Consider the following 17,293-nt stretch of genomic DNA (forward strand, 5'->3'; position numbering starts at 1 on the left):
CCGACGTGTCAGCTGGTGCGGCCCTTGGCGTCGAACCGCTTCATTCGGTCGAGCACCGAGTCGGCGGTCGGCTCGTACAGCTCGTCGACGATGCGGCCGTCGGCGAGGAAGACGACCCGGTCCGCGTACGCGGCGGCCACCGGGTCATGGGTCACCATCACGACCGTCTGCCCCAGCTCCCGTACCGAATTGCGCAGGAACCCGAGCACCTCCGCGCCGGAGCGCGAGTCGAGGTTTCCGGTCGGTTCGTCACCGAAGATGATGTCCGGCTTCGAGGCGAGCGCCCGCGCCACGGCGACCCGCTGCTGCTGCCCGCCGGAGAGCTGGGCGGGCCGGTGGGAGAGCCGCCCGCTCAGACCGACCATGTCGATCACCTGCTCCACCCACTGCTTGTCGGCCTTGCGGCCCGCGATGTCCATGGGGAGCGTGATGTTCTCGTACGCGGTGAGGGTGGGCAGCAGGTTGAAGGCCTGGAAGATGAAGCCGATCTTGTCGCGGCGCAGCTTGGTGAGCTGCCTGTCCTTCAGGGAACCCAGCTCGGTCTCGCCGATGCGCACGGAACCGCTGCTGAAGCTGTCGAGGCCGGCCACGCAGTGCATCAGCGTCGACTTGCCGGAGCCGGACGGGCCCATGATCGCGGTGAGCTGCGCCTGCCGGAAGTCGACGCTCACCTTGTCGAGGGCGACCACCTGGGTCTCACCCTGCCCGTAGACCTTGGTCAGCTCGGAGGCCCGGGCGGCTACGGCGGTGGCCTGGGCGGTGAGGGGGGTGGTGGTCACGGGGGCTGGCTCCTGTCGGGGCGGGGATCGGGACCGTTCCATCGTCGATGCCGATCCGCGCCGTGTAGTCAGCCGCAGCTCCGGTTTGCACGGCCGTCTTCAGACTGACTGCCGCACCCCGGTGTCATACCTGGGGATGAGGGGGACCCCGGGATGAGCGGGCCGCTGAGGGGCCGAGGACGGAGATCCCGCGGTGGTTGCGTTCACCCGAGGGGCGGAATTCCGTCAATCCTGTACCCACCGGCACACCTCGTCCCACCACGCCCCGACCGCACACACCAGGCACGCTCACCCGCCCGACCACTTCTGATACTCCATCAGGCGTCAATAAAATAAGACAACATCGGCCTGGGGTTGCGCTGTTCGGGGGATGTGTCCGGATAGGCTCGGACTCCGCTCAAGCGATCCCGCGGCCTGCCCGGATGGTGGAATGCAGACACGGCGAGCTTAAACCTCGCTGCCCCTCGGGGGCGTACCGGTTCGAGTCCGGTTCCGGGCACCTTCTCCGACTGCGGCTCAACGTCATGCGCCGGGACCCTGGCGGGTCGGAAGCCGTTGTCAACCACACTCGTCGGTATGGCGTGCGGCGAGTGCGCGGACGCCGCGTCGCAGACGGCGGAAGTAGGTGGCGCGGCTGAGGGCGAGTACGGGCCGGTGGCCGGGGGCGTCGTGGAGTGCGGCGGCCGACCGCACCGCCGCAGGCCCGTGGTCAGTCGGACGTGGTGTTGAACCTCCACGGTCCAGTGCCCGCGGATCGCGGCGGCAGGCTCGGGCATCGAAGGTTGGGATTGCCCCTCCTTGCCTGCTCGTGATTCGCCGGCAGCGCCGTCAAGTTTGAGAAATGTGACGGTCAGTGATCCGGAATGGTTGCTACCTCAAGAAATGCTCAAGCATATGAGTAATTCCCAGGGGTATCGGCTCATTTCACTACCTCGAGTTGATATGTGCATGCTAATCTCGGCGCGCTCGGGCGAGTCGGGTAAAGCCCGTCGCATCTGCTCGCAGCACATGCATGCCTCAATAGGTTGAGGGGCGCCCCACCTGGCCGTCGGGCGCCCCTCACACCCCACGTACCGATCCTGTCTGGAGGCGTTAGTGAGGCGTACCAGGAATGTAGTGCGTTGGAGACGCGCAGCAAACCGAACCTTCCGTTCGATCTCGTTGCCGCTGGTCACAGCCGGCGCACTGCTGCTGAGCGCGGGAGCGACTCAGGCGGAAACCCGTGATCAAGCTCCGCGGGCAGCGAAGGCTCAGGCGCCGGAGCCGAGCGCTGACACGGATGGCAGGAAATCCGCACCTGCGCCGGTGTCGCTCGACGTCAAGGGGCCCGTGGCCCTTACCGGCCGAGTGAGTGATGACGTTCGTCTTGAGGACGCGCGCATCAGTGTCTGGGCGCGGCCGAACCAAGATGTCCAACGGAAGCTCAAGAAGGGCGACACGGTCCCTCGCTTCAAGTTGCCGCGGTCGGCCGTGACGGCAGAAGGTGACGAATTCGCGATCACCCTCGACCGTAAAACCCTGAAGAAGAAGTTCATCTGGGCCGGCGACATCGTTCAGCTGGAGGTCGAGATATACGACCCGAAGACCAAGAAGACGGCCTTCACCACTGCTTCGGTTCGATCCGTCGGGGACAAGCTGAGTGGGCGGAAATGGGCGGATCCGCTGAACACCCCACAGTCGGGCCCTCGGCCGCGACTCGCGGCGCTGGAACCGGTCGTGCTCGATGTCACCCTGCAGCAAGCGCCCAGTGCGCTCGACGCGGACATCGACCACTGCGGAACTCAGAAGGTGTTGGACGAGTGGGACGCCTGGTCGGAAATCGGAGAAACCTACCCTGTCGATGACGGGGGAGGCGGCATGAAGTTTTCCACGGGGGCCTCCGCGAAGTTCAGTGTCGCCGTGAACCTCGATTTCCCCACCGGTAGCTGGTCCGATGAGAGCAGCTCGACCATGACGACGGAGAAGACGTACGAGTGGCCGTCGTGGGGAATTGCCGCAGATGCAGACGTCGGAAAGCCGCGCAAGTACCAGGTGGAAGTGCGATACCAGCTCATCAAATGCAGCGTTCCGCCGTACAACATGAAGTCCTGGCACGTGTTGTATCCGAGTGACTACACGGGTCTGGCGAGGCATCAGGTCGTGGAGCGACCGGATTGGATCGGCCGCGACTTCACGAAATGCGGTCCGGTGACGTCATCGCTGTGGAGCCGATCCGAAGGTGAAGGGGGTTCGCAGGGAAACACCTGGAAAGCGTCAAAGGGAATTACGGAACTCGGTGGCTGGGCGGGCGGCTTTGATCTGAAGACCGAGCGGGAATGGTCCAAGGACTCCACGATCACCTATAAAATGGGTGGAGCGGAAGGCGCCAACTGGCTCTGTGGATCGGATGAAAAGCCGGGGCTTGCCAGTCAGATAGGTCAGTTCTCCAAGATTCTTCCGGAGGACTGCTCCGACCTCAAGACCCCTGTGGCGACTGATGTGCAAGCCAAAGCCTCACCCGAGGCGACTTTCAACAACTACGCAAAGACCACCCCGAACGGCTGGACCGGAGGTGACTCGACTTACTCCGTTCGCTTGCCCGACGGAAGAATCCTCTGGCTTTACTCGGACACCTTCCTGGGGCCGCTCAACTCCGACGGAACCCGGCCGACCAGCGCGCCGATGGTGAACAACACGTTCGTGATCCAGGACGGGAGTTCACTCTCGACCATCCACGGAGGAACCAGTAGCTCCCCGGCCGCGATCATGCCTCCGCCGGCGACCTCCACTCCCGAGCACCCCCGTTGGTACTGGCTCGGTGACGCAATGATCGCCACGGTGGACAAAGAAAAGCGTCTTCAGGTGATCTACCATCAGTGGGAGAAATACGGTCCTGGAGGCTGGGATTTCGGGATGGAGAAGGTCGTTGTCGCGACTTTCTCGCTGAGTAATCTGAAGAGCCCGATGTCAGTGAAGGAAATCCCGGTTGCGTCCGACCGGGAGAGCCGCATCCAATGGGGCGCCGCCGTCCTGCCTGCCTCGATGAGCGGGGACGGGTATACCTACATCTACGGCATCGATGACGCTCCGACCAACAAGGCTCTCAGGATTGCGCGGGTGAAGGGTAGCGACCTGTCCAAAGTGGACAAATGGGTCTACTACAACGCGAATCTCATGTCGTGGGAGCCGGACTGGGAAGACGGCACCAACTCCACGGTCGGCGTCGCGAATGAATTCAGCGTCACCAAGTGGGATGAAGGGAATGGGTTTGTTTTGATCAGTCAGGACAGCCTTGACGCCTTCAGCGCCAAGATCAGAATGTGGTCCAACTGTCGGCCGTGGGCGTTCGGACGGGCTTTGGACCGGGATGTTCTCTATCAGATGCCGGAAGTTGGCCTATTTGGTAGCTACGGCGACGAGAACATCTTCGCCTACAATGCCCATGTGCATCCAACGCTGACGGCCGGCGGTCGCTGGACGTTGTCCTATAACGTCAACAGCTTCGACTCGACCGTTGGGCCCGAAGGTGCGCACTACCGTGATCCGAGCATCTACAGGCCACGTTTCGTTTCGTTCCGGCTGACTCCTGCAGATTGACTCCTGCAGGTTGACCCCTGCAAAGTCTGGCGCGTTCGCAGCTGGACTTCGATGCAGGAACCCGCCCGTAGCGCCGAGGAGCCGTTCCATGGTCGTTGAGATGGTCCGCCAATGTGTGTCTCGATCACGTCGTCGGCGGACCATCCGACCGTTGCTGCGCATCGCTGTCGGCGTGTTTGCGGGAGGAGTTGTTCTCTTCGCGACAGCCGCGGATGCGCCGCGGTCCGCCGCCGGTATTCTGAGTGCACAGAATGCCGGCGGTTACGTCGTGATGAGCGAACCGGACAGCCATCCTTGGGTGGCGACATTCGGTTCATATCTGTTGTGTAAAACGGGCGACCATGCGGTCACCATCAAGCGAGTGCGCTACCGAACACACGTTCGTCCGGTTGATGTCGGCCTGGTGCTGCGTGAAGTGGGCAGTGATGCGAGCGTCCTCGTATCGGCAGCGGGAGAGCCTCCGGATTTCGTTGATCCGGAAGGTGGCACGCGCCATGAGCTGAACGGGGCATTCAAGCCGCTGCGTGCAGAGCAGCGTATCGAGCGGTCGTGTGAAGGTCCCCGCTACAAGCACGGATTCACCGAGCTCCTCTTCGTTGTGAAGGCCGATCGAAGCGGAGCTGTTATCGATCAAGTGCGAATCGACTATGTTGTCGGCGGGTATTCGGGGCAGTACACGATTGACCTGAACGGGAAGATGGTTCTCTGCGGCGACGCCGTGGGAGACGATGACATTCGGGCATATTGTGACGATGCGCGGAGTGAAGGCTGACGAGACCGGCGCGCCCTTGCCCCACGCCAAGCTTGCTGGACCGCGCGCGGTCCGTGAGGGCATGTCGAACATCGCTACGATCCGCGTCCATGAACGACGACGTGCGCAACGTACTGCTCGGCATAGCGGCCTCGGCGATCAGCGCCGGTCTCGGATGGTTCACACGCACGTATCTGTGGCGCCGGGCGCTGCGGCGCAGGCAACGGTTCTTCGGTCTTGCGTCGGGGGCGGAGTGTCTGCTCGTGGTCAACGGCAAGGCTGGGGACTCCCGTTGGTCGGTCGCCCGGCGTGATGTGTTCGCGCTGCTCGAACTGTCCACCCTGATCAAGGAGTGCGGCGCCGATGCGGAGATCGTCGAGCACGACACCACCCGCCGCGGGCTCGGCGCGATGACCGAGTTCTGTATCGGCGGCCCGGTCTCCAGCCGGCGCATGGCGGCCCATCTGCGCAACCGGCTCCCCGGCTTCACCATGAACACGACGGACGCCTCCGGCCCGGACTGCGGAGCCATCACCGTCGACGGCCATACGTACCGCATGGACCCGGGAAGCGTGGAGTACGTCCTCCTTGCGCGCCTGTCGGACCACGCCGACCCGCAGCACACCCGGCCGGCCTTCCTCATCTGCGGCCAGCACTCCAATGCCAACCACGCCGCGGCCCGTTACCTGGCCCGCCACCACGCCAGGCTGGCCGCCACCTACCGCAACCGCACGTTCTGCCTCCTCCTCAAGGTCGTCGACTCCGAGGCGTACGGCCCGAACGCGATCGAGCCGGTCGCCGACGTCACCGCGGCGGCGACGGTCGCGCGCTCCGTCTGAGCGCCGCCGTACCTTCGCCGCCGGTCGCGCGGGGGAGTGGCCGCCGCGGTTCGTGCAGTGGTCATAAGTGCGGGTTATGACCACCCATCCAGGACGCGTCTACCGGCGGCTTTGTGCCCGGCGCACGCTGGGCTCATGGTTCTCAGGAGTCTTGAACGTTCCGAGCTGCGCGGCGCCCCGCGGGGCGGCCGCGGCCCGGTGGGATCGGTGATGCGGCGGAACGCGCCCGGCCTTGCGCTGGCCGGTGGCGGGGTGTGCGGTGCGTACGCGGTGCATGCGCTGTGGCCCGCGGTGCCGAGTCTCACCGCCGCCGTCGTGCTCGGGATCGTGGCGGCGCATCTGCCGTACGTGGGCGGGTTCGTGCGGGGTGCGGGGCGGGCCGGGCTCTCGGCCGCCGGGAAGCGGCTCATGCGGGCCGGGATCGTGCTGCTCGGGCTCAAGCTCGGGCTCGGTGATGTGGTGGCGCTCGGCTGGGAGAGCCTGGTCATGGTGGCCGGGGTCGTCATGGCCACGTTCTTCGGAACGCGGTGGCTGGGGCGGCGCATCGGGCTGTCCGAGGATCAGTCGCTGCTCGTCGCCACCGGGTACGCGATCTGCGGGGCATCGGCGATCGGGGCGGTCGCGGGTGTGCTCGGCAAGGGGGAGCGGTGCGGGGAAACCGAGGGCCGTGAACGCTTCGAGGCGGAGGTCGCCGCCGCTGTCGCGCTCGTCACGCTCTGCGGCACGCTCGCCATCCTCGTGCTGCCACTGCTGCAAGGGCCGTTGGGGCTCGATGCCGTGGAGTTCGGGCGGTGGGTCGGGGCCGGGGTGCACGACGTCGGGCAGGTCGTCGCCACCGCGCAGACCGCGGGGCCGGAGGCGCTGACCGAGGGCGTGCTCGTCAAGCTGATCCGCGTCGCGATGCTCGCGCCGTTGGTCGCGGGGGTGGGGATCGCGGTTCGGCGCGGACGGCGCGATCCCTTGCGGGGAGCAGGCCCCGTGCGGGGGGCAGGCCCCGTGCGAGGAGCGGGCCCCGTGCGGGGCGAGGGTGGGCGGCGGCGGGAGCGGCGGCCGGCTCTGGTGCCGCTGTTCGTCGTCGGGTTCCTCGCGATGGTCGTGCTGCGCAGCAGCGGGCTGATCGGGCCGGGACTTCTCCATGCCGCCGATGTCGCGCAGGAACTGCTGCTCGCCGCCGCCCTCTTCGGCCTCGGCACCGCCGTGCACCTTCCCGCCCTCACCCGCTCCGGCGCGAAGCTCGCCGCCCTGGGGCTGGGCTCCTGGGTTCTGGTCGCCTCGGCCTCGTATGCGGGTGTGCTGCTCACGGCCTGAGGCGCGAACCCGCCGCCGACGTACGCGGAGGGCCGCTGTCGGCGGCCGGTTCGTGCGCGGAGGCGGTTCCGGGCGGTTGTTCGTGCGCGGAGGGCCGTTCCCGGCGGTCAGCGTGATGCGGGGGCGGTCCTCCGCGTACGGGCGGCGGGCCGTGTCCGTCGGTGGGCCGACGGCGGCTCAGGTGTTGGGGCGCTTGCCGTGGTTCGCCTTCTTCTTCTTGCGGGCCCTGCGCTTGTTGCCACGCGTCGACATGAGGCCTCCCTGATTCATGTGGTTCGGGGTGATTTGCCCCGTCGTGCCGAGTCTAGGCTCGCGCCCCGTCCCCGGCGCGAGGAACAGTGGGGGATGCCACGTCGTTCAGGGGGTAGGAAAAGATCCTCCCTGAGCATTAGGGTGCGTCTTTTGCGAACGCATTACTCTTGACCTAAGGCCGCGCAGGGTGGCCACGGAGGAGTGAGATGAGGAGCAGTAACCCGGTCTTCTCGCGACGGGGATTCAGCCGCGACAACGGCCAGGCAGGATTCAACGCCGGGCCGCAGGCCGGGGGCCCCGCCGTAGGCACCCAGGGCAACCCGTACGCGGGCGGCAATCCTTACGCGCAGCAGCCCACCGCAGCGCCGACCAACCCGTACGCGCAGAACCCCTACGCGCCGCAGCAGGGCGCGCCCCAGGCCCCGGTCACCACCGGCGGCCGGATGACGATGGACGACGTCGTGGCCCGTACGGGCATGACGCTCGGTCTGGTCATCGTGGGCGCCGCCTTCGCCTGGATCACCGACCTGAGCCTCGGCCTGGCCATCGGCGCCGGTCTCGTGGCGATGGTGCTCGCCCTGGTCCAGTCGTTCAAGCGCAAGCCGATGCCCGCGCTGATCCTGACGTACGCCGCTCTAGAGGGCCTGTTCCTCGGCGCCATCAGCAACTACGTCAACACGTTCGTGGCGGAGGGCGCGGCCATGCAGGCCGTCCTCGGCACGATGGCCGTGTTCGTGACGATGCTCGTGCTCTACAAGACGCGCATCGTCCGGGTCACCGCCCGCTTCACGCGCTACCTGATCATCGCCGCCAGCGCCTTCCTGATGCTGACCGCCGTGAACCTGCTGTTCATGGTGTTCGCGGGCGGTGACGGCCTGGGCTTCCGCTCCGGCCCGATGGGCATCGTCTTCGGCATCGTCGGCATCCTGCTCGGTGCCTTCTTCCTCGCCCTCGACTTCAAGCAGGTCGAGGACGGCATCACCTACGGCGCCCCGCGCGAGGAGTCCTGGATGGCGGCCTTCGGCCTCACCATGACCCTGGTGTGGATCTACCTGGAGATGCTGCGACTGATCGCCATCCTGCAGGGCGACGACTAGCAGTACGCCTGTCGTAGGCGGCGCCTGCCGTGAACGGCAGTACGCGAAGGGGCTCCCGGTCCGGCCGGGAGCCCCTTCGGCGTATGCGCAGCCGCGGCTTCTCAGCGGAGCCTGCGCGCTGCCTTCCTCATGTCGTACTCGTGGATGATCGCTTTGGCGTGTCCGTGCGCGAGGTCGTACTCCTGGCGGAGCCAGCTGACCTTGTCGTCGAAGCGGAGGAACGCGGGGCCTTCCTCGACGGCGCGGAGCCAGTCGGCGACTTCGCGGCCGGTGGCGTGGGGGATGCGGGCGAGCAGATTGCGGTGGGTCTCCTCGGAGCTGACAAGGGACATCGGCGCCTCCGGACGCTGGCGTATCTGGCGATATGGGGTCGGAAGTCCTCTTCAGGCCACCGTGCCTGAGTGCGGGGGCATTGGCAATGCCCCGTGAGCGGCGCATAGGCTCGTTCCGTGCTTGATACGACGCCGCTCGACGCTGCCGTGGACCATTTCGCCGACCGGCTGCGTGCCGCGCCGCAGAGCAGGCTGCAGAGAGGTGCGGCGGCCCAGGCGCTTGCCCTGGCCAGGGAGTTGGCGCGGCGTGCCCAGATCATCGAGGGCGTCGAGGGCGGGCTGCGCGAGATGAACGATGCCGGGATGTTCGCCGTCGCCGATCAGGTGACGGTCGCCGGGCGGGATCTGGCGGTGGCTCTGACGGGTGCGGAAAAGGCCCCGGAAGAGGGACCGGGCGCGGGACCGGGCGCGGGGCCGGAAGAGGGATCGGGCGCGGGGCCGGGAAAGATTTCGGCCACGCGTGAGGCGCTCGCGGAAGCGGTGGCGCTCGTGGAGGAGGCGCAGCGGCGCGCGGGAGTGTGATCTGACAGCGCGTGTGATCTGACAGTGCGAGTGCGCCGGGGTGCCCAGGACGGGCACCCCGGCGCACTCGCCGTACGGGTCGAACTCTGCGGACCTACGCGGAGGCGATGACCCGGTCCGCCAGGATGTACACGTTCTCGTCCCCGCACGCGAACGTCAGCGAGTACGCACCGGAGACACCCGAGCCGCCGAGCAGCACCGGGGTGTCACCGCCCTGCAGCGCCGCGGCCAGGCGCTCCGCCGTCTCCCGGTGGCCGGGGGTCATGCAGAGCGTGGTGCCGTCGGCGAAGACGTAGACGTCGAGCGTGCCGAGCGGGCCGGGGCGGACGTCGCTGAGCGCGGTACGGGCGTCGGCGAGCGCGGCCAGGCGGTCCACGGTGTGCTCGTGGTCGCCGGAGAGCGAGGTGCTCTCCTGGGCGGGGCCCATCGACTGCACGGGCACGAAGTCGGGGTGCGAGGGGTGGCGGCGGCGGGCCGCGGCCAGCTCGGGGGAGTCGCCGGGGTACTCCTCGATCCGCGCCAGCTCCTCGGAGGCGGCGATCTCCTCGGCCGTCTCCGGGAACTCCAGATCGCGTTCGAGCGCCTCCAGGTCCAGCTCGCCGACCTGGCGCTCCAGGCCCGCGAAGTCCGACTGGCGCGGCAGGAACAGCTCCTCGGCGAGGTTCGGCGGCAGTCCGCCGAGCAGCGAGGGGGCGTCGGCGGCGTCCCGCGCCTCCTGCGCGGCCCAGAACGCGCGGGCCTCGGCGAGCTCACGCTCGCGCTCCTCGGCCAGGGCCTCGGCGACGGCGCTGCGGATGGCGGCCGTGTCGGGGCGGTCCGAGGCCGTGCGGGCCGCGGGCACGCGCGCCTCGGCGGCGGTGCGGTCGGCGGCCAGCTCGGACCGCAGCGCGGATATCTCCCGCCGCAGGCCCCGCACGGTGTGCAGCGCCGTGGCGCCGGCCAGCGCCGTGGCAGCGGCGGCGGCGAGCAGCAGGACACTCAAGGTGGCACTCACTGACGTACTCCTGATTTCAAAGTCGACCCCCGACTTCCTACAACAGCTTGGCGCCCGGTTCCTCACCCTGTCAGTGGAGAAGGTCACGAATCGGGCGGGTCGTTTGACCTCACCCGAATGGGGGTACGTCGCTGACCTGCGCAAACGGCACTCCCCCAGGACGTAGGTCACATCCTGGGGGAGATTGAGTCACGTACGGGTGTCAGCTGTGTCGCCCGGTGGCCGTACGCGGGAGGCCGCCGGTCAGCTGAGGCGCTCGATGACCATCGCCATGCCCTGGCCGCCGCCGACGCACATGGTCTCCAGACCGAACTGCTTGTCGTGGAACTGCAGGCTGTTGATCAGGGTGCCGGTGATGCGGGCGCCCGTCATGCCGAAGGGGTGGCCGACGGCGATCGCGCCGCCGTTGACGTTCAGCTTGTCGATGTCGATGCCCAGGTCGCGCTGCGAGGGGATCACCTGCGCGGCGAAGGCCTCGTTGATCTCGACCAGGTCGATGTCGTCGATCGTCATGCCCGCGCGCTTCAGCGCCTGCTTGCTCGCCTCGACCGGGCCCAGACCCATGATCTCGGGGGACAGGCCGGTCACGCCGGTGGAGACGACGCGGGCGAGCGGGGTCAGGCCCAGCTCACGGGCCTTGGTGTCGCTCATGACGACCAGGGCCGCGGCGCCGTCGTTCAGCGGGCAGCAGTTGCCGGCGGTGATCAGGCCGTCGGGGCGGAAGACCGGCTTGAGGCCGGAGACGCCCTCCATGGTGACGCCCGCGCGCGGGCCGTCGTCCTTGCTGACCACCGTGCCGTCGGGGGTGGTGACCGGGGTGATCTCGCGCTCCCAGAAGCCGTTCTTGATGGCTTCCTCGGCGAGGTTCTGCGAGCGGACGCCGAACTCGTCCATGTCCTGACGGGTCACGCCCTTGAGGCGGGCGAGGTTCTCCGCGGTCTGGCCCATCGCGATGTACGCGTCGGGCAGCAGGCCGTCCTCGCGCGGGTCGTGCCAGGTGGAGCCGGTGGACTGGGCGACCTCGGCGGTACGGGCCTCGGCGTCCGCGAAGATCGGGTTGTGGGTGCCGGGCATGCCGTCGGAGGAACCGTTGGCGAAACGCGAGACGGTCTCCACACCGGCGGAGATGAAGACATCGCCCTCGCCGGCCTTGATGGCGTGCAGCGCCATCCGGGTGGTCTGCAGCGAGCTGGAGCAGTACCGGGTGATGGTGCAGCCCGGCAGGTGGTCCATGCCCATCTGGACCGCGACGATACGGCCCAGGTTGTGGCCCTGCTCGCCGCCGGGCAGACCGCAGCCGAGCATCAGGTCGTCGATGTCCTTCGGGTCCAGCTCGGGGACCTTGGCCAGGGCGGCCTGGATGATCGTGGCGGTGAGGTCGTCCGGGCGCAGCTCCTTCAAGGAGCCCTTGCCGGCGCGGCCGATCGGGGAGCGGGCGGTGGAGACGATCACGGCTTCGGGCATCACGGGCTCCGGTTCTCGGGGACGGCGGCTGAGCTGGGCGTCGTTTCGGCGCGGCCGAGTGGGAAGTTACCCGTACGTACGGTCAAGTTCACCGGCTACGGCCTGTGACGCCCGCCTCTTTCTGAGCATGCGCTTAGGAATCCTGTTGCTAAGCGTACGCTCAGCGCCCCGATTTCGGTATGGGGTGCCGCGGGCGGGGTGTCCGCACCGCGTCACCGCGATGCGGACACCCCCGGCCCGGCACGCCGTACCGCCGCTACTCAGCGGACCCGCTACTTCGCGGTCCCCGCTACTCCGCAGCCCTCGCTACTTCGCAGACCCCACGAACGCCAGCAGGTCCTGCGCCGTGAGCACCCCGACCGGCTCCCCGCCGTCCATGACCACCACGGCGCTCGCCTGCGCGAGCGCCTCACTGAGGCGGGCGACCGGCTCACCGCTGCCGACGGCGGGCAGCGGCGGCGCCATCTGCTCCTCGATGGTCTGCTTCAGGCTCGCCGAGCCCGCCACCAGGGCGGCGAGCAGGGCGCGCTCGGAGATCGAGCCGATGAGCTCGGCCGCCTTGATGTCGGTGTGCGCCTCGTCCGACTCGCCGGGCGACTTGACGACGGGCAGCTGCGAGACGCCGTACTCGCGCAGCACCCTGACCGCCTGCTCGACCGATTCGTCCGGGTGGATGTGCAGCAGGGAGGGGATGCCGCCCTCCTTCTCGCGCAGCACGTCGCCGACCGAGGGCCCGGACTCCTCCAGGAAGCCGTACTGGGCCAGCCACTCGTCGTTGAAGACCTTCGAGAGGTAGCCGCGCCCGGAGTCCGGGAGCAGCACGACCACCACGTCGTCCTCGCCGAGCTCCCGCGCCACCTCGAGCGCCGCCACGACCGCCATGCCGCAGGAGCCGCCCACCAGGAGGCCCTCCTCCTTGGCGAGGCGGCGGGTCATCTGGAAGGAGTCCTTGTCGGAGACGGCGACGATCCGGTCCGTCACGTTCCGGTCGTACGCGGTCGGCCAGAAGTCCTCGCCGACGCCCTCGACGAGATACGGGCGCCCGGAGCCACCCGAGTAGACGGAGCCCTCGGGGTCGGCGCCGATGACCTTGACCCGGCCGTCACTGACCTCCTTGAGATAGCGGCCGGTGCCGGAGATGGTGCCGCCCGTGCCGACGCCCGCGACGAAGTGGGTGATCTTCCCCTCCGTCTGCTCCCACAGCTCGGGGCCCGTGGTCTCGTAGTGCGAGCGCGGGTTGTTGGGGTTGGAGTACTGGTCGGGCTTCCAGGCGCCGGGGGTCTCACGGACGAGACGGTCGGAGACGTTGTAGTACGAGTCGGGGTGCTCGGGGTCGACCGCGGTCGGGCAGACCACGACCTCCGCCCCGTAGGCCCGCAGGACGTTGATCTTGTCGCTGGAGACCTTGTCCGGGCAGACGAAGATGCACTTGTAGCCCTTCTGCTGGGCCACGATGGCGAGTCCGACACCGGTGTTGCCGGAGGTCGGCTCGACGATCGTGCCGCCGGGCTGCAGCTCGCCGCTCTGCTCGGCGGCCTCGATCATGCGCAACGCGATGCGGTCCTTCACGGACCCGCCCGGGTTGAAGTACTCGACCTTGGCCAGGACGGTCGCCCTGATGCCCTCGGTCACCTTGTGGAGCTTCACCAGCGGGGTATTGCCGACGAGGCTGATCATCGAGTCGTGGAATTGCACCGTTGTCTCCGGGTTCTCCGGTCTTCTGCCTGGGTCGGCGTCAGCTTAAGCGTCCGGCGGAGGGGCGGCGTGTCACTCGTGCGCACCGGCCTGCGGAGATTGGGGGACCGGGCGGACGGGGCAAGCAGTTGTTGTGAGGCGCCGCGTGACGCAGCGGTGGGAACGGGAGGTGGCGGCGGTCCATGTCGAGGGCGAGAGTGGCACGGCGTATCGCCGCGGGCGCGGCGTTCGGCGGCGGCGGGATCGGGCTCGTGGGTGCGGCCGCCGTGGGCGTGGTGCTCGCGGAGGTGCAGCTGGCCAAGCGGACGGTGGGCAACGGGGTCGCACCGATCCCGCCGCGTGCGGGCGGCCTGTACGGGCGCTCGTACGACGCGGGCGGTACGCCGCTGCGGCTGACCATGCTCGGCGACTCGACGGCGGCCGGCCAGGGCGTACGGCGGGCGCGGCACACCCCGGGCGCCCTGCTCGCCCAAGGGCTCGCGGCGGTCGCCGAACGGCCCGTGGACCTGCTCAACGTGGCGCTGCCCGGCGCGCGCTCCGACGACCTCGACCGCCAGGTGACCCTCGTGCTCGCCAACCGGGGACCCGCCCCGGACGTCTGCGTGATCATGATCGGGGCGAACGACGTCACGCACCGGATGCCGCCCACCCAGTCCGTCCGCCACCTGTCCGCGGCGGTACGGCGGCTGCGGACGGCCGGTGCGGAGGTGGTGGTCGGCACCTGCCCCGACCTGGGTTCGGTGGAGCAGGTGTACCAGCCGCTGCGGTGGCTGGCCCGCCGCGTCTCCCGCCAGCTCGCGGCCGCCCAGACGATCGGCGTCGTCGAACAGGGCGGCCGCACCGTGTCCCTGGGCGATCTGCTCGGCCCCGAGTTCGCGGCGAACCCGCGGGAGATGTTCTCGCTCGACAACTACCACCCCTCGGCGGAGGGGTACGCGACCGCGGCGATGGCCGTGCTGCCCACGGTGTGTGCCTCGCTCGGCCTGTGGCCGGAGGCGGAGGAGCGGCCGGAGGCCGCCCGCGACGAGGGCTTCCTGCCGGTCGCGCGCGCCGCCGTACAGGCCGCGGCGGAGGGCGGTACGGAGGTGACGGCGGCGATGCCGACCGGCCGCCGCGGCCCATGGGCCCTCCTCAAGCGCCGCCGCCGTCAGCGCATCGAGGAACCGGAACCGGAACCGGAGCCGGGGCCGGAGCCGGAGCCGGAGCCAGGTTCGGCGACCGCCCAGGGGGCGACTCAGGGGACGGCACCGGGGACGGCCCGGGAAGCGGCCCGGGGGACGGCGGGACCGGCAGGCTCGGTCCAGGGGTGACGGCTCGCCTCGGCTCGGGGGCGGGCGTCCGGCCTCCGCCACCTGCCCCCGTCAGCTCCGCCGGGCCTTCTTCCTCGACCCCGAGCTCAGGCGGGTGCGCAGGACAGCCACCCCGTCCCCCTCGAGCTCCTCGCAGGCCGCCGTGCGGCCCGCCATGGCCATCACGAGCGAGAGGGTCGGCCCCCGGAGCAGTTCCCCCGAACCGGCGGCGAAGGGACCGTCCGTCGCCTCGACCCGCAGGTCCTCGACGGCGGTCCTGCTCGCGACGGTGAAGTCGCGGCCCGCGAAGAACCGGGCCACGGCGGTCGTCGTGGCCACCGGAGGGGTCCGTACGAGCCCCAGCGGCCGCCGGATGTCCTCGCCGTGGACGACGATCTCGCCCAGCCACGCGGCCGTATGGCCGGACGGTCCCGCGGGCCCGGAGACCACCTCTTGGAACCGACGCAGGGTCTCCTGAGGGGTGGCGCCGCGGTGCTCGGCGAGCCGCCGCTCGTTGTGCACATCGGGGTCGAAGCGCGCGGCCAGCATGCTCAGCAGCCAGCGCCACATCGGCGTACTGGCGCCCGCCGTCAGATGGGCCACGACCTCCTCCACCGTCCAGCGCCCGCACAGCGAGGCCTGCGCCCACCGGGCCTCGTCGAGCCCGGCGAGATCCCGGGCGAGCGCCTCTCGCTCGACGTGGACCGCCCGTTCCAGGGCTTCGCGGGTTTCCGGGATGTGTGGTTCAGATGCAGCCATGGGCGGCCTCCAGAGATCCGGTGTCCTGCTTCAGACCCCAGCCGCCGCCCGAACTCATCGCTCGCCCTCGAACTCATCGGTCACACCCGACTCCGTGCCGCCCCCGATTCCGTACCGTCCCCGATTCCGTACCGCGCCGAGTGCGTACCGCCCCAAACTCCCTACCGCCCCCGGAGCTCAGTCCTCCCAGTCCGGCTCCTCGCGGCGCTCCCGGCGCCCGCGCCCGAAGCTCGGGAACCTGTGGAGGGCGTGCACCGTGTTCACGCCCACGATGCCCAGCCATGCCACGAACAGCCCGGCGAGCCCCGCGTTGGCCACGGCGATCGCCGAGAGCGGGATCGCCAGGAGGAGCGAGACGACGGCGAAGCCGAAGCGCTCGCCCCACGCGTCCACCGGACCGCGCGGCGTGCGGGCCTCGCGCGCGACCGTCATCTGCTGCTCGGCCATCAGCCGTCGCATCCGGCGGTCGACCGTCGTGTCCAGACGGTCCTCGATCTTCCCCAGGAACGAGTCGACCAGGGCGTGCTCGTACTCCTCGCCGAGCTCCCTGCGGGTGTGCAGGGTCGCCTGGAGTTCCTTCTTCAGCTCAGCGTCTCGGGCATCCATGCCCCCACGCTACGAAGCGGGGGCACCGGGCGCAGTGGGGCTAACCCCCGGGTTCGCCCTCGGGCTTCCCCTTGCCCGATTGCATATGCTCATGCAGAGTGCGTGAGCGCTGAATATCCGGGCTGTACGAGGGGACCTGACGACCATGACCGACAACCCGGCCACGCGCCTGCAGCGGCTGTTCGAGGGCCACCGCCTCACGCCCACCCAGCGCCGCATCGCGCACTGCATGGTGCGCCGCGCGGCCGACGTGCCCTTCCTGTCCTCGGTCGAGCTCGCCGAGCTCGCCGGCGTCAGTCAGCCCTCGGTCACCCGCTTCGCGGTGGCACTCGGCTTCGACGGCTATCCGGCGCTGCGCAGACACCTGCGCGAGGTGGTCCCGGCGGACGCGGACGCCCCGGCCGAGCTCAACGAGTACCAGCAGGCCGTCGAGGCCGAGATCGAGAACCTGCGCCACCTCGCCTCCGTCCTCGCCGACCCAGCCCCTGTCGAACGCGCCGGCGCCCTGCTCGCCGCCTCGAGCCCGCTCCCGGTGCTCGGCCTGCGCGCGGCCGCCTCCCAGGCCTACGGCTTCGCGTACTTCGCCGCCAAGGTGCACCCGGACGTCCGGCTCCTCGACGAGGGCGGCACCATGCTCGCGGACCGCCTCGACGCCGCGGTCCGCGCGGGCGCCACCGCCCTGATCTGCTTCGCCCTGCCGCGCCACCCGCGCGAGGTCGTCGACGCCCTCGCCTACGCGAAGTCCCTCGGCCTCACCGTCGTCACGGTCGCGGACTCGGCCTTCGCCCCCGTCGCGAAGTCCTCCGACCTGCTCCTCCCGGCCGCGGTCGGCACGGGCCTCTCCTTCGACACGGTCTGCGCCCCGATGCTCCTCGGCCGCGTCCTCCTGGAGGCCATGTGCGACGCCCTCCCCGAGGCCCAGGCCCGCCTGGAGGCGTTCGACGCGCGGGCGGTGGAGCGCGGACTCTTCGTCGAGTAGCGCGGCCGGTGCGTCGAGCGGCGCGGTCTTTTCATCGAGCGGACCGGTGAG

The 17,293-nt window shown here is 69.3% G+C and carries 16 protein-coding genes and 1 tRNA gene; 9 read left to right on the forward strand and 8 right to left on the reverse strand.

Features of this window, described 5'->3' with window-relative positions; all coding sequences use genetic code 11:
• Positions 1-8 precede the first annotated feature (8 nt).
• Positions 9-821, reverse strand: a complete 813-nt coding sequence (locus tag ACLF6P_RS23195) for an ABC transporter ATP-binding protein (RefSeq protein WP_415952579.1) — start codon at positions 819-821, stop codon at positions 9-11.
• Between the two features lie 374 nt (positions 822-1,195).
• Here ACLF6P_RS23195 and ACLF6P_RS23200 point away from each other — a divergent pair.
• From ACLF6P_RS23200 to ACLF6P_RS23220, 5 genes are all read left to right on the forward strand, one after another.
• A tRNA-Leu gene (locus ACLF6P_RS23200) sits at positions 1,196-1,278 on the forward strand.
• Positions 1,279-1,940: 662 nt separating this feature from the next.
• Positions 1,941-4,355, forward strand: coding sequence for a hypothetical protein (locus tag ACLF6P_RS23205; RefSeq protein WP_415952580.1), 2,415 nt, complete (start codon positions 1,941-1,943; stop codon positions 4,353-4,355).
• A gap of 151 nt (positions 4,356-4,506) precedes the next feature.
• Positions 4,507-5,127, forward strand: coding sequence for a hypothetical protein (locus tag ACLF6P_RS23210; protein ID WP_415952581.1), 621 nt, complete (start codon positions 4,507-4,509; stop codon positions 5,125-5,127).
• Between the two features lie 89 nt (positions 5,128-5,216).
• A complete protein-coding gene (locus ACLF6P_RS23215; protein ID WP_415952582.1) occupies positions 5,217-5,945 on the forward strand; it encodes a hypothetical protein in 729 nt (242 codons plus the stop codon).
• 135 nt (positions 5,946-6,080) lie between these two features.
• On the forward strand, positions 6,081-7,253 hold the full coding sequence (locus ACLF6P_RS23220; protein WP_415952583.1) for a YeiH family protein: 1,173 nt from the start codon (positions 6,081-6,083) through the stop codon (positions 7,251-7,253).
• Between the two features lie 177 nt (positions 7,254-7,430).
• Here ACLF6P_RS23220 and ACLF6P_RS23225 read toward each other — a convergent pair whose 3' ends face one another.
• Complete coding sequence (locus ACLF6P_RS23225) at positions 7,431-7,505, reverse strand: 50S ribosomal protein bL37 (RefSeq protein ID WP_381671703.1); 75 nt, start codon at positions 7,503-7,505, stop codon at positions 7,431-7,433.
• A 206-nt stretch (positions 7,506-7,711) separates the two neighbouring features.
• Between ACLF6P_RS23225 and ACLF6P_RS23230 the strand changes: the two genes are divergently transcribed.
• Positions 7,712-8,602 (forward strand): Bax inhibitor-1/YccA family protein, encoded by an 891-nt coding sequence (locus tag ACLF6P_RS23230; RefSeq protein ID WP_415952584.1) that lies wholly within the window; start codon positions 7,712-7,714, stop codon positions 8,600-8,602.
• Positions 8,603-8,703: 101 nt separating this feature from the next.
• On the opposite strand, the gene ACLF6P_RS23235 is transcribed toward ACLF6P_RS23230, so the two are convergent.
• Complete coding sequence (locus ACLF6P_RS23235; protein WP_415952585.1) at positions 8,704-8,934, reverse strand: DUF4287 domain-containing protein; 231 nt, start codon at positions 8,932-8,934, stop codon at positions 8,704-8,706.
• A gap of 117 nt (positions 8,935-9,051) precedes the next feature.
• Here ACLF6P_RS23235 and ACLF6P_RS23240 point away from each other — a divergent pair, with 117 nt between their 5' ends.
• Positions 9,052-9,456, forward strand: coding sequence for a hypothetical protein (locus ACLF6P_RS23240; RefSeq protein ID WP_415952586.1), 405 nt, complete (start codon positions 9,052-9,054; stop codon positions 9,454-9,456).
• Between the two features lie 94 nt (positions 9,457-9,550).
• Here the strand turns inward: ACLF6P_RS23240 and ACLF6P_RS23245 are convergent, their stop codons facing one another.
• The 3 genes from ACLF6P_RS23245 to ACLF6P_RS23255 all read right to left on the reverse strand — a co-directional run bounded on the left by ACLF6P_RS23245 (position 9,551) and on the right by ACLF6P_RS23255 (position 13,609).
• Complete coding sequence (locus ACLF6P_RS23245) at positions 9,551-10,450, reverse strand: hypothetical protein (RefSeq protein ID WP_415952587.1); 900 nt, start codon at positions 10,448-10,450, stop codon at positions 9,551-9,553.
• A gap of 243 nt (positions 10,451-10,693) precedes the next feature.
• Complete coding sequence (locus tag ACLF6P_RS23250; protein WP_415952588.1) at positions 10,694-11,914, reverse strand: acetyl-CoA C-acetyltransferase; 1,221 nt, start codon at positions 11,912-11,914, stop codon at positions 10,694-10,696.
• Between the two features lie 306 nt (positions 11,915-12,220).
• Complete coding sequence (locus ACLF6P_RS23255) at positions 12,221-13,609, reverse strand: cystathionine beta-synthase (RefSeq protein ID WP_415952589.1); 1,389 nt, start codon at positions 13,607-13,609, stop codon at positions 12,221-12,223.
• Positions 13,610-13,791: 182 nt separating this feature from the next.
• On the opposite strand from ACLF6P_RS23255, the gene ACLF6P_RS23260 reads away from it, so the two are divergent.
• Positions 13,792-14,919, forward strand: coding sequence for an SGNH/GDSL hydrolase family protein (locus tag ACLF6P_RS23260; RefSeq protein ID WP_415952590.1), 1,128 nt, complete (start codon positions 13,792-13,794; stop codon positions 14,917-14,919).
• A gap of 51 nt (positions 14,920-14,970) precedes the next feature.
• Here the strand turns inward: ACLF6P_RS23260 and ACLF6P_RS23265 are convergent, their stop codons facing one another.
• Together ACLF6P_RS23265 and ACLF6P_RS23270 are read right to left on the reverse strand one after the other, a co-directional pair.
• Positions 14,971-15,657, reverse strand: coding sequence for a maleylpyruvate isomerase family mycothiol-dependent enzyme (locus tag ACLF6P_RS23265; RefSeq protein WP_415952591.1), 687 nt, complete (start codon positions 15,655-15,657; stop codon positions 14,971-14,973).
• A 177-nt stretch (positions 15,658-15,834) separates the two neighbouring features.
• Complete coding sequence (locus ACLF6P_RS23270) at positions 15,835-16,263, reverse strand: hypothetical protein (RefSeq protein ID WP_415952592.1); 429 nt, start codon at positions 16,261-16,263, stop codon at positions 15,835-15,837.
• A gap of 145 nt (positions 16,264-16,408) precedes the next feature.
• Between ACLF6P_RS23270 and ACLF6P_RS23275 the strand changes: the two genes are divergently transcribed.
• Positions 16,409-17,242, forward strand: a complete 834-nt coding sequence (locus tag ACLF6P_RS23275) for a MurR/RpiR family transcriptional regulator (protein WP_415952593.1) — start codon at positions 16,409-16,411, stop codon at positions 17,240-17,242.
• The last annotated feature ends 51 nt before the right edge of the window (positions 17,243-17,293 follow it).

It is taken from the genome of Streptomyces lothianensis, assembly GCF_047779955.1.
Lineage (GTDB): Bacteria > Actinomycetota > Actinomycetes > Streptomycetales > Streptomycetaceae > Streptomyces.

What these genes read in the sequence shown, in the direction of transcription:
- ACLF6P_RS23195 (WP_415952579.1), bottom strand. Translation starts at nt 821, where the DNA reads ATGGAACGGTCCCGATCCCCGCCCCGACAGGAGCCAGCCCCCGTGACC.
- ACLF6P_RS23215 (WP_415952582.1), top strand. Translation starts at nt 5,217, where the DNA reads ATGAACGACGACGTGCGCAACGTACTGCTCGGCATAGCGGCCTCGGCG.
- ACLF6P_RS23220 (WP_415952583.1), top strand. Translation starts at nt 6,081, where the DNA reads ATGGTTCTCAGGAGTCTTGAACGTTCCGAGCTGCGCGGCGCCCCGCGG.
- ACLF6P_RS23230 (WP_415952584.1), top strand. Translation starts at nt 7,712, where the DNA reads ATGAGGAGCAGTAACCCGGTCTTCTCGCGACGGGGATTCAGCCGCGAC.
- ACLF6P_RS23235 (WP_415952585.1), bottom strand. Translation starts at nt 8,934, where the DNA reads ATGTCCCTTGTCAGCTCCGAGGAGACCCACCGCAATCTGCTCGCCCGC.
- ACLF6P_RS23250 (WP_415952588.1), bottom strand. Translation starts at nt 11,914, where the DNA reads ATGCCCGAAGCCGTGATCGTCTCCACCGCCCGCTCCCCGATCGGCCGC.
- ACLF6P_RS23260 (WP_415952590.1), top strand. Translation starts at nt 13,792, where the DNA reads ATGTCGAGGGCGAGAGTGGCACGGCGTATCGCCGCGGGCGCGGCGTTC.
- ACLF6P_RS23265 (WP_415952591.1), bottom strand. Translation starts at nt 15,657, where the DNA reads ATGGCTGCATCTGAACCACACATCCCGGAAACCCGCGAAGCCCTGGAA.
- ACLF6P_RS23270 (WP_415952592.1), bottom strand. Translation starts at nt 16,263, where the DNA reads ATGGATGCCCGAGACGCTGAGCTGAAGAAGGAACTCCAGGCGACCCTG.
- ACLF6P_RS23275 (WP_415952593.1), top strand. Translation starts at nt 16,409, where the DNA reads ATGACCGACAACCCGGCCACGCGCCTGCAGCGGCTGTTCGAGGGCCAC.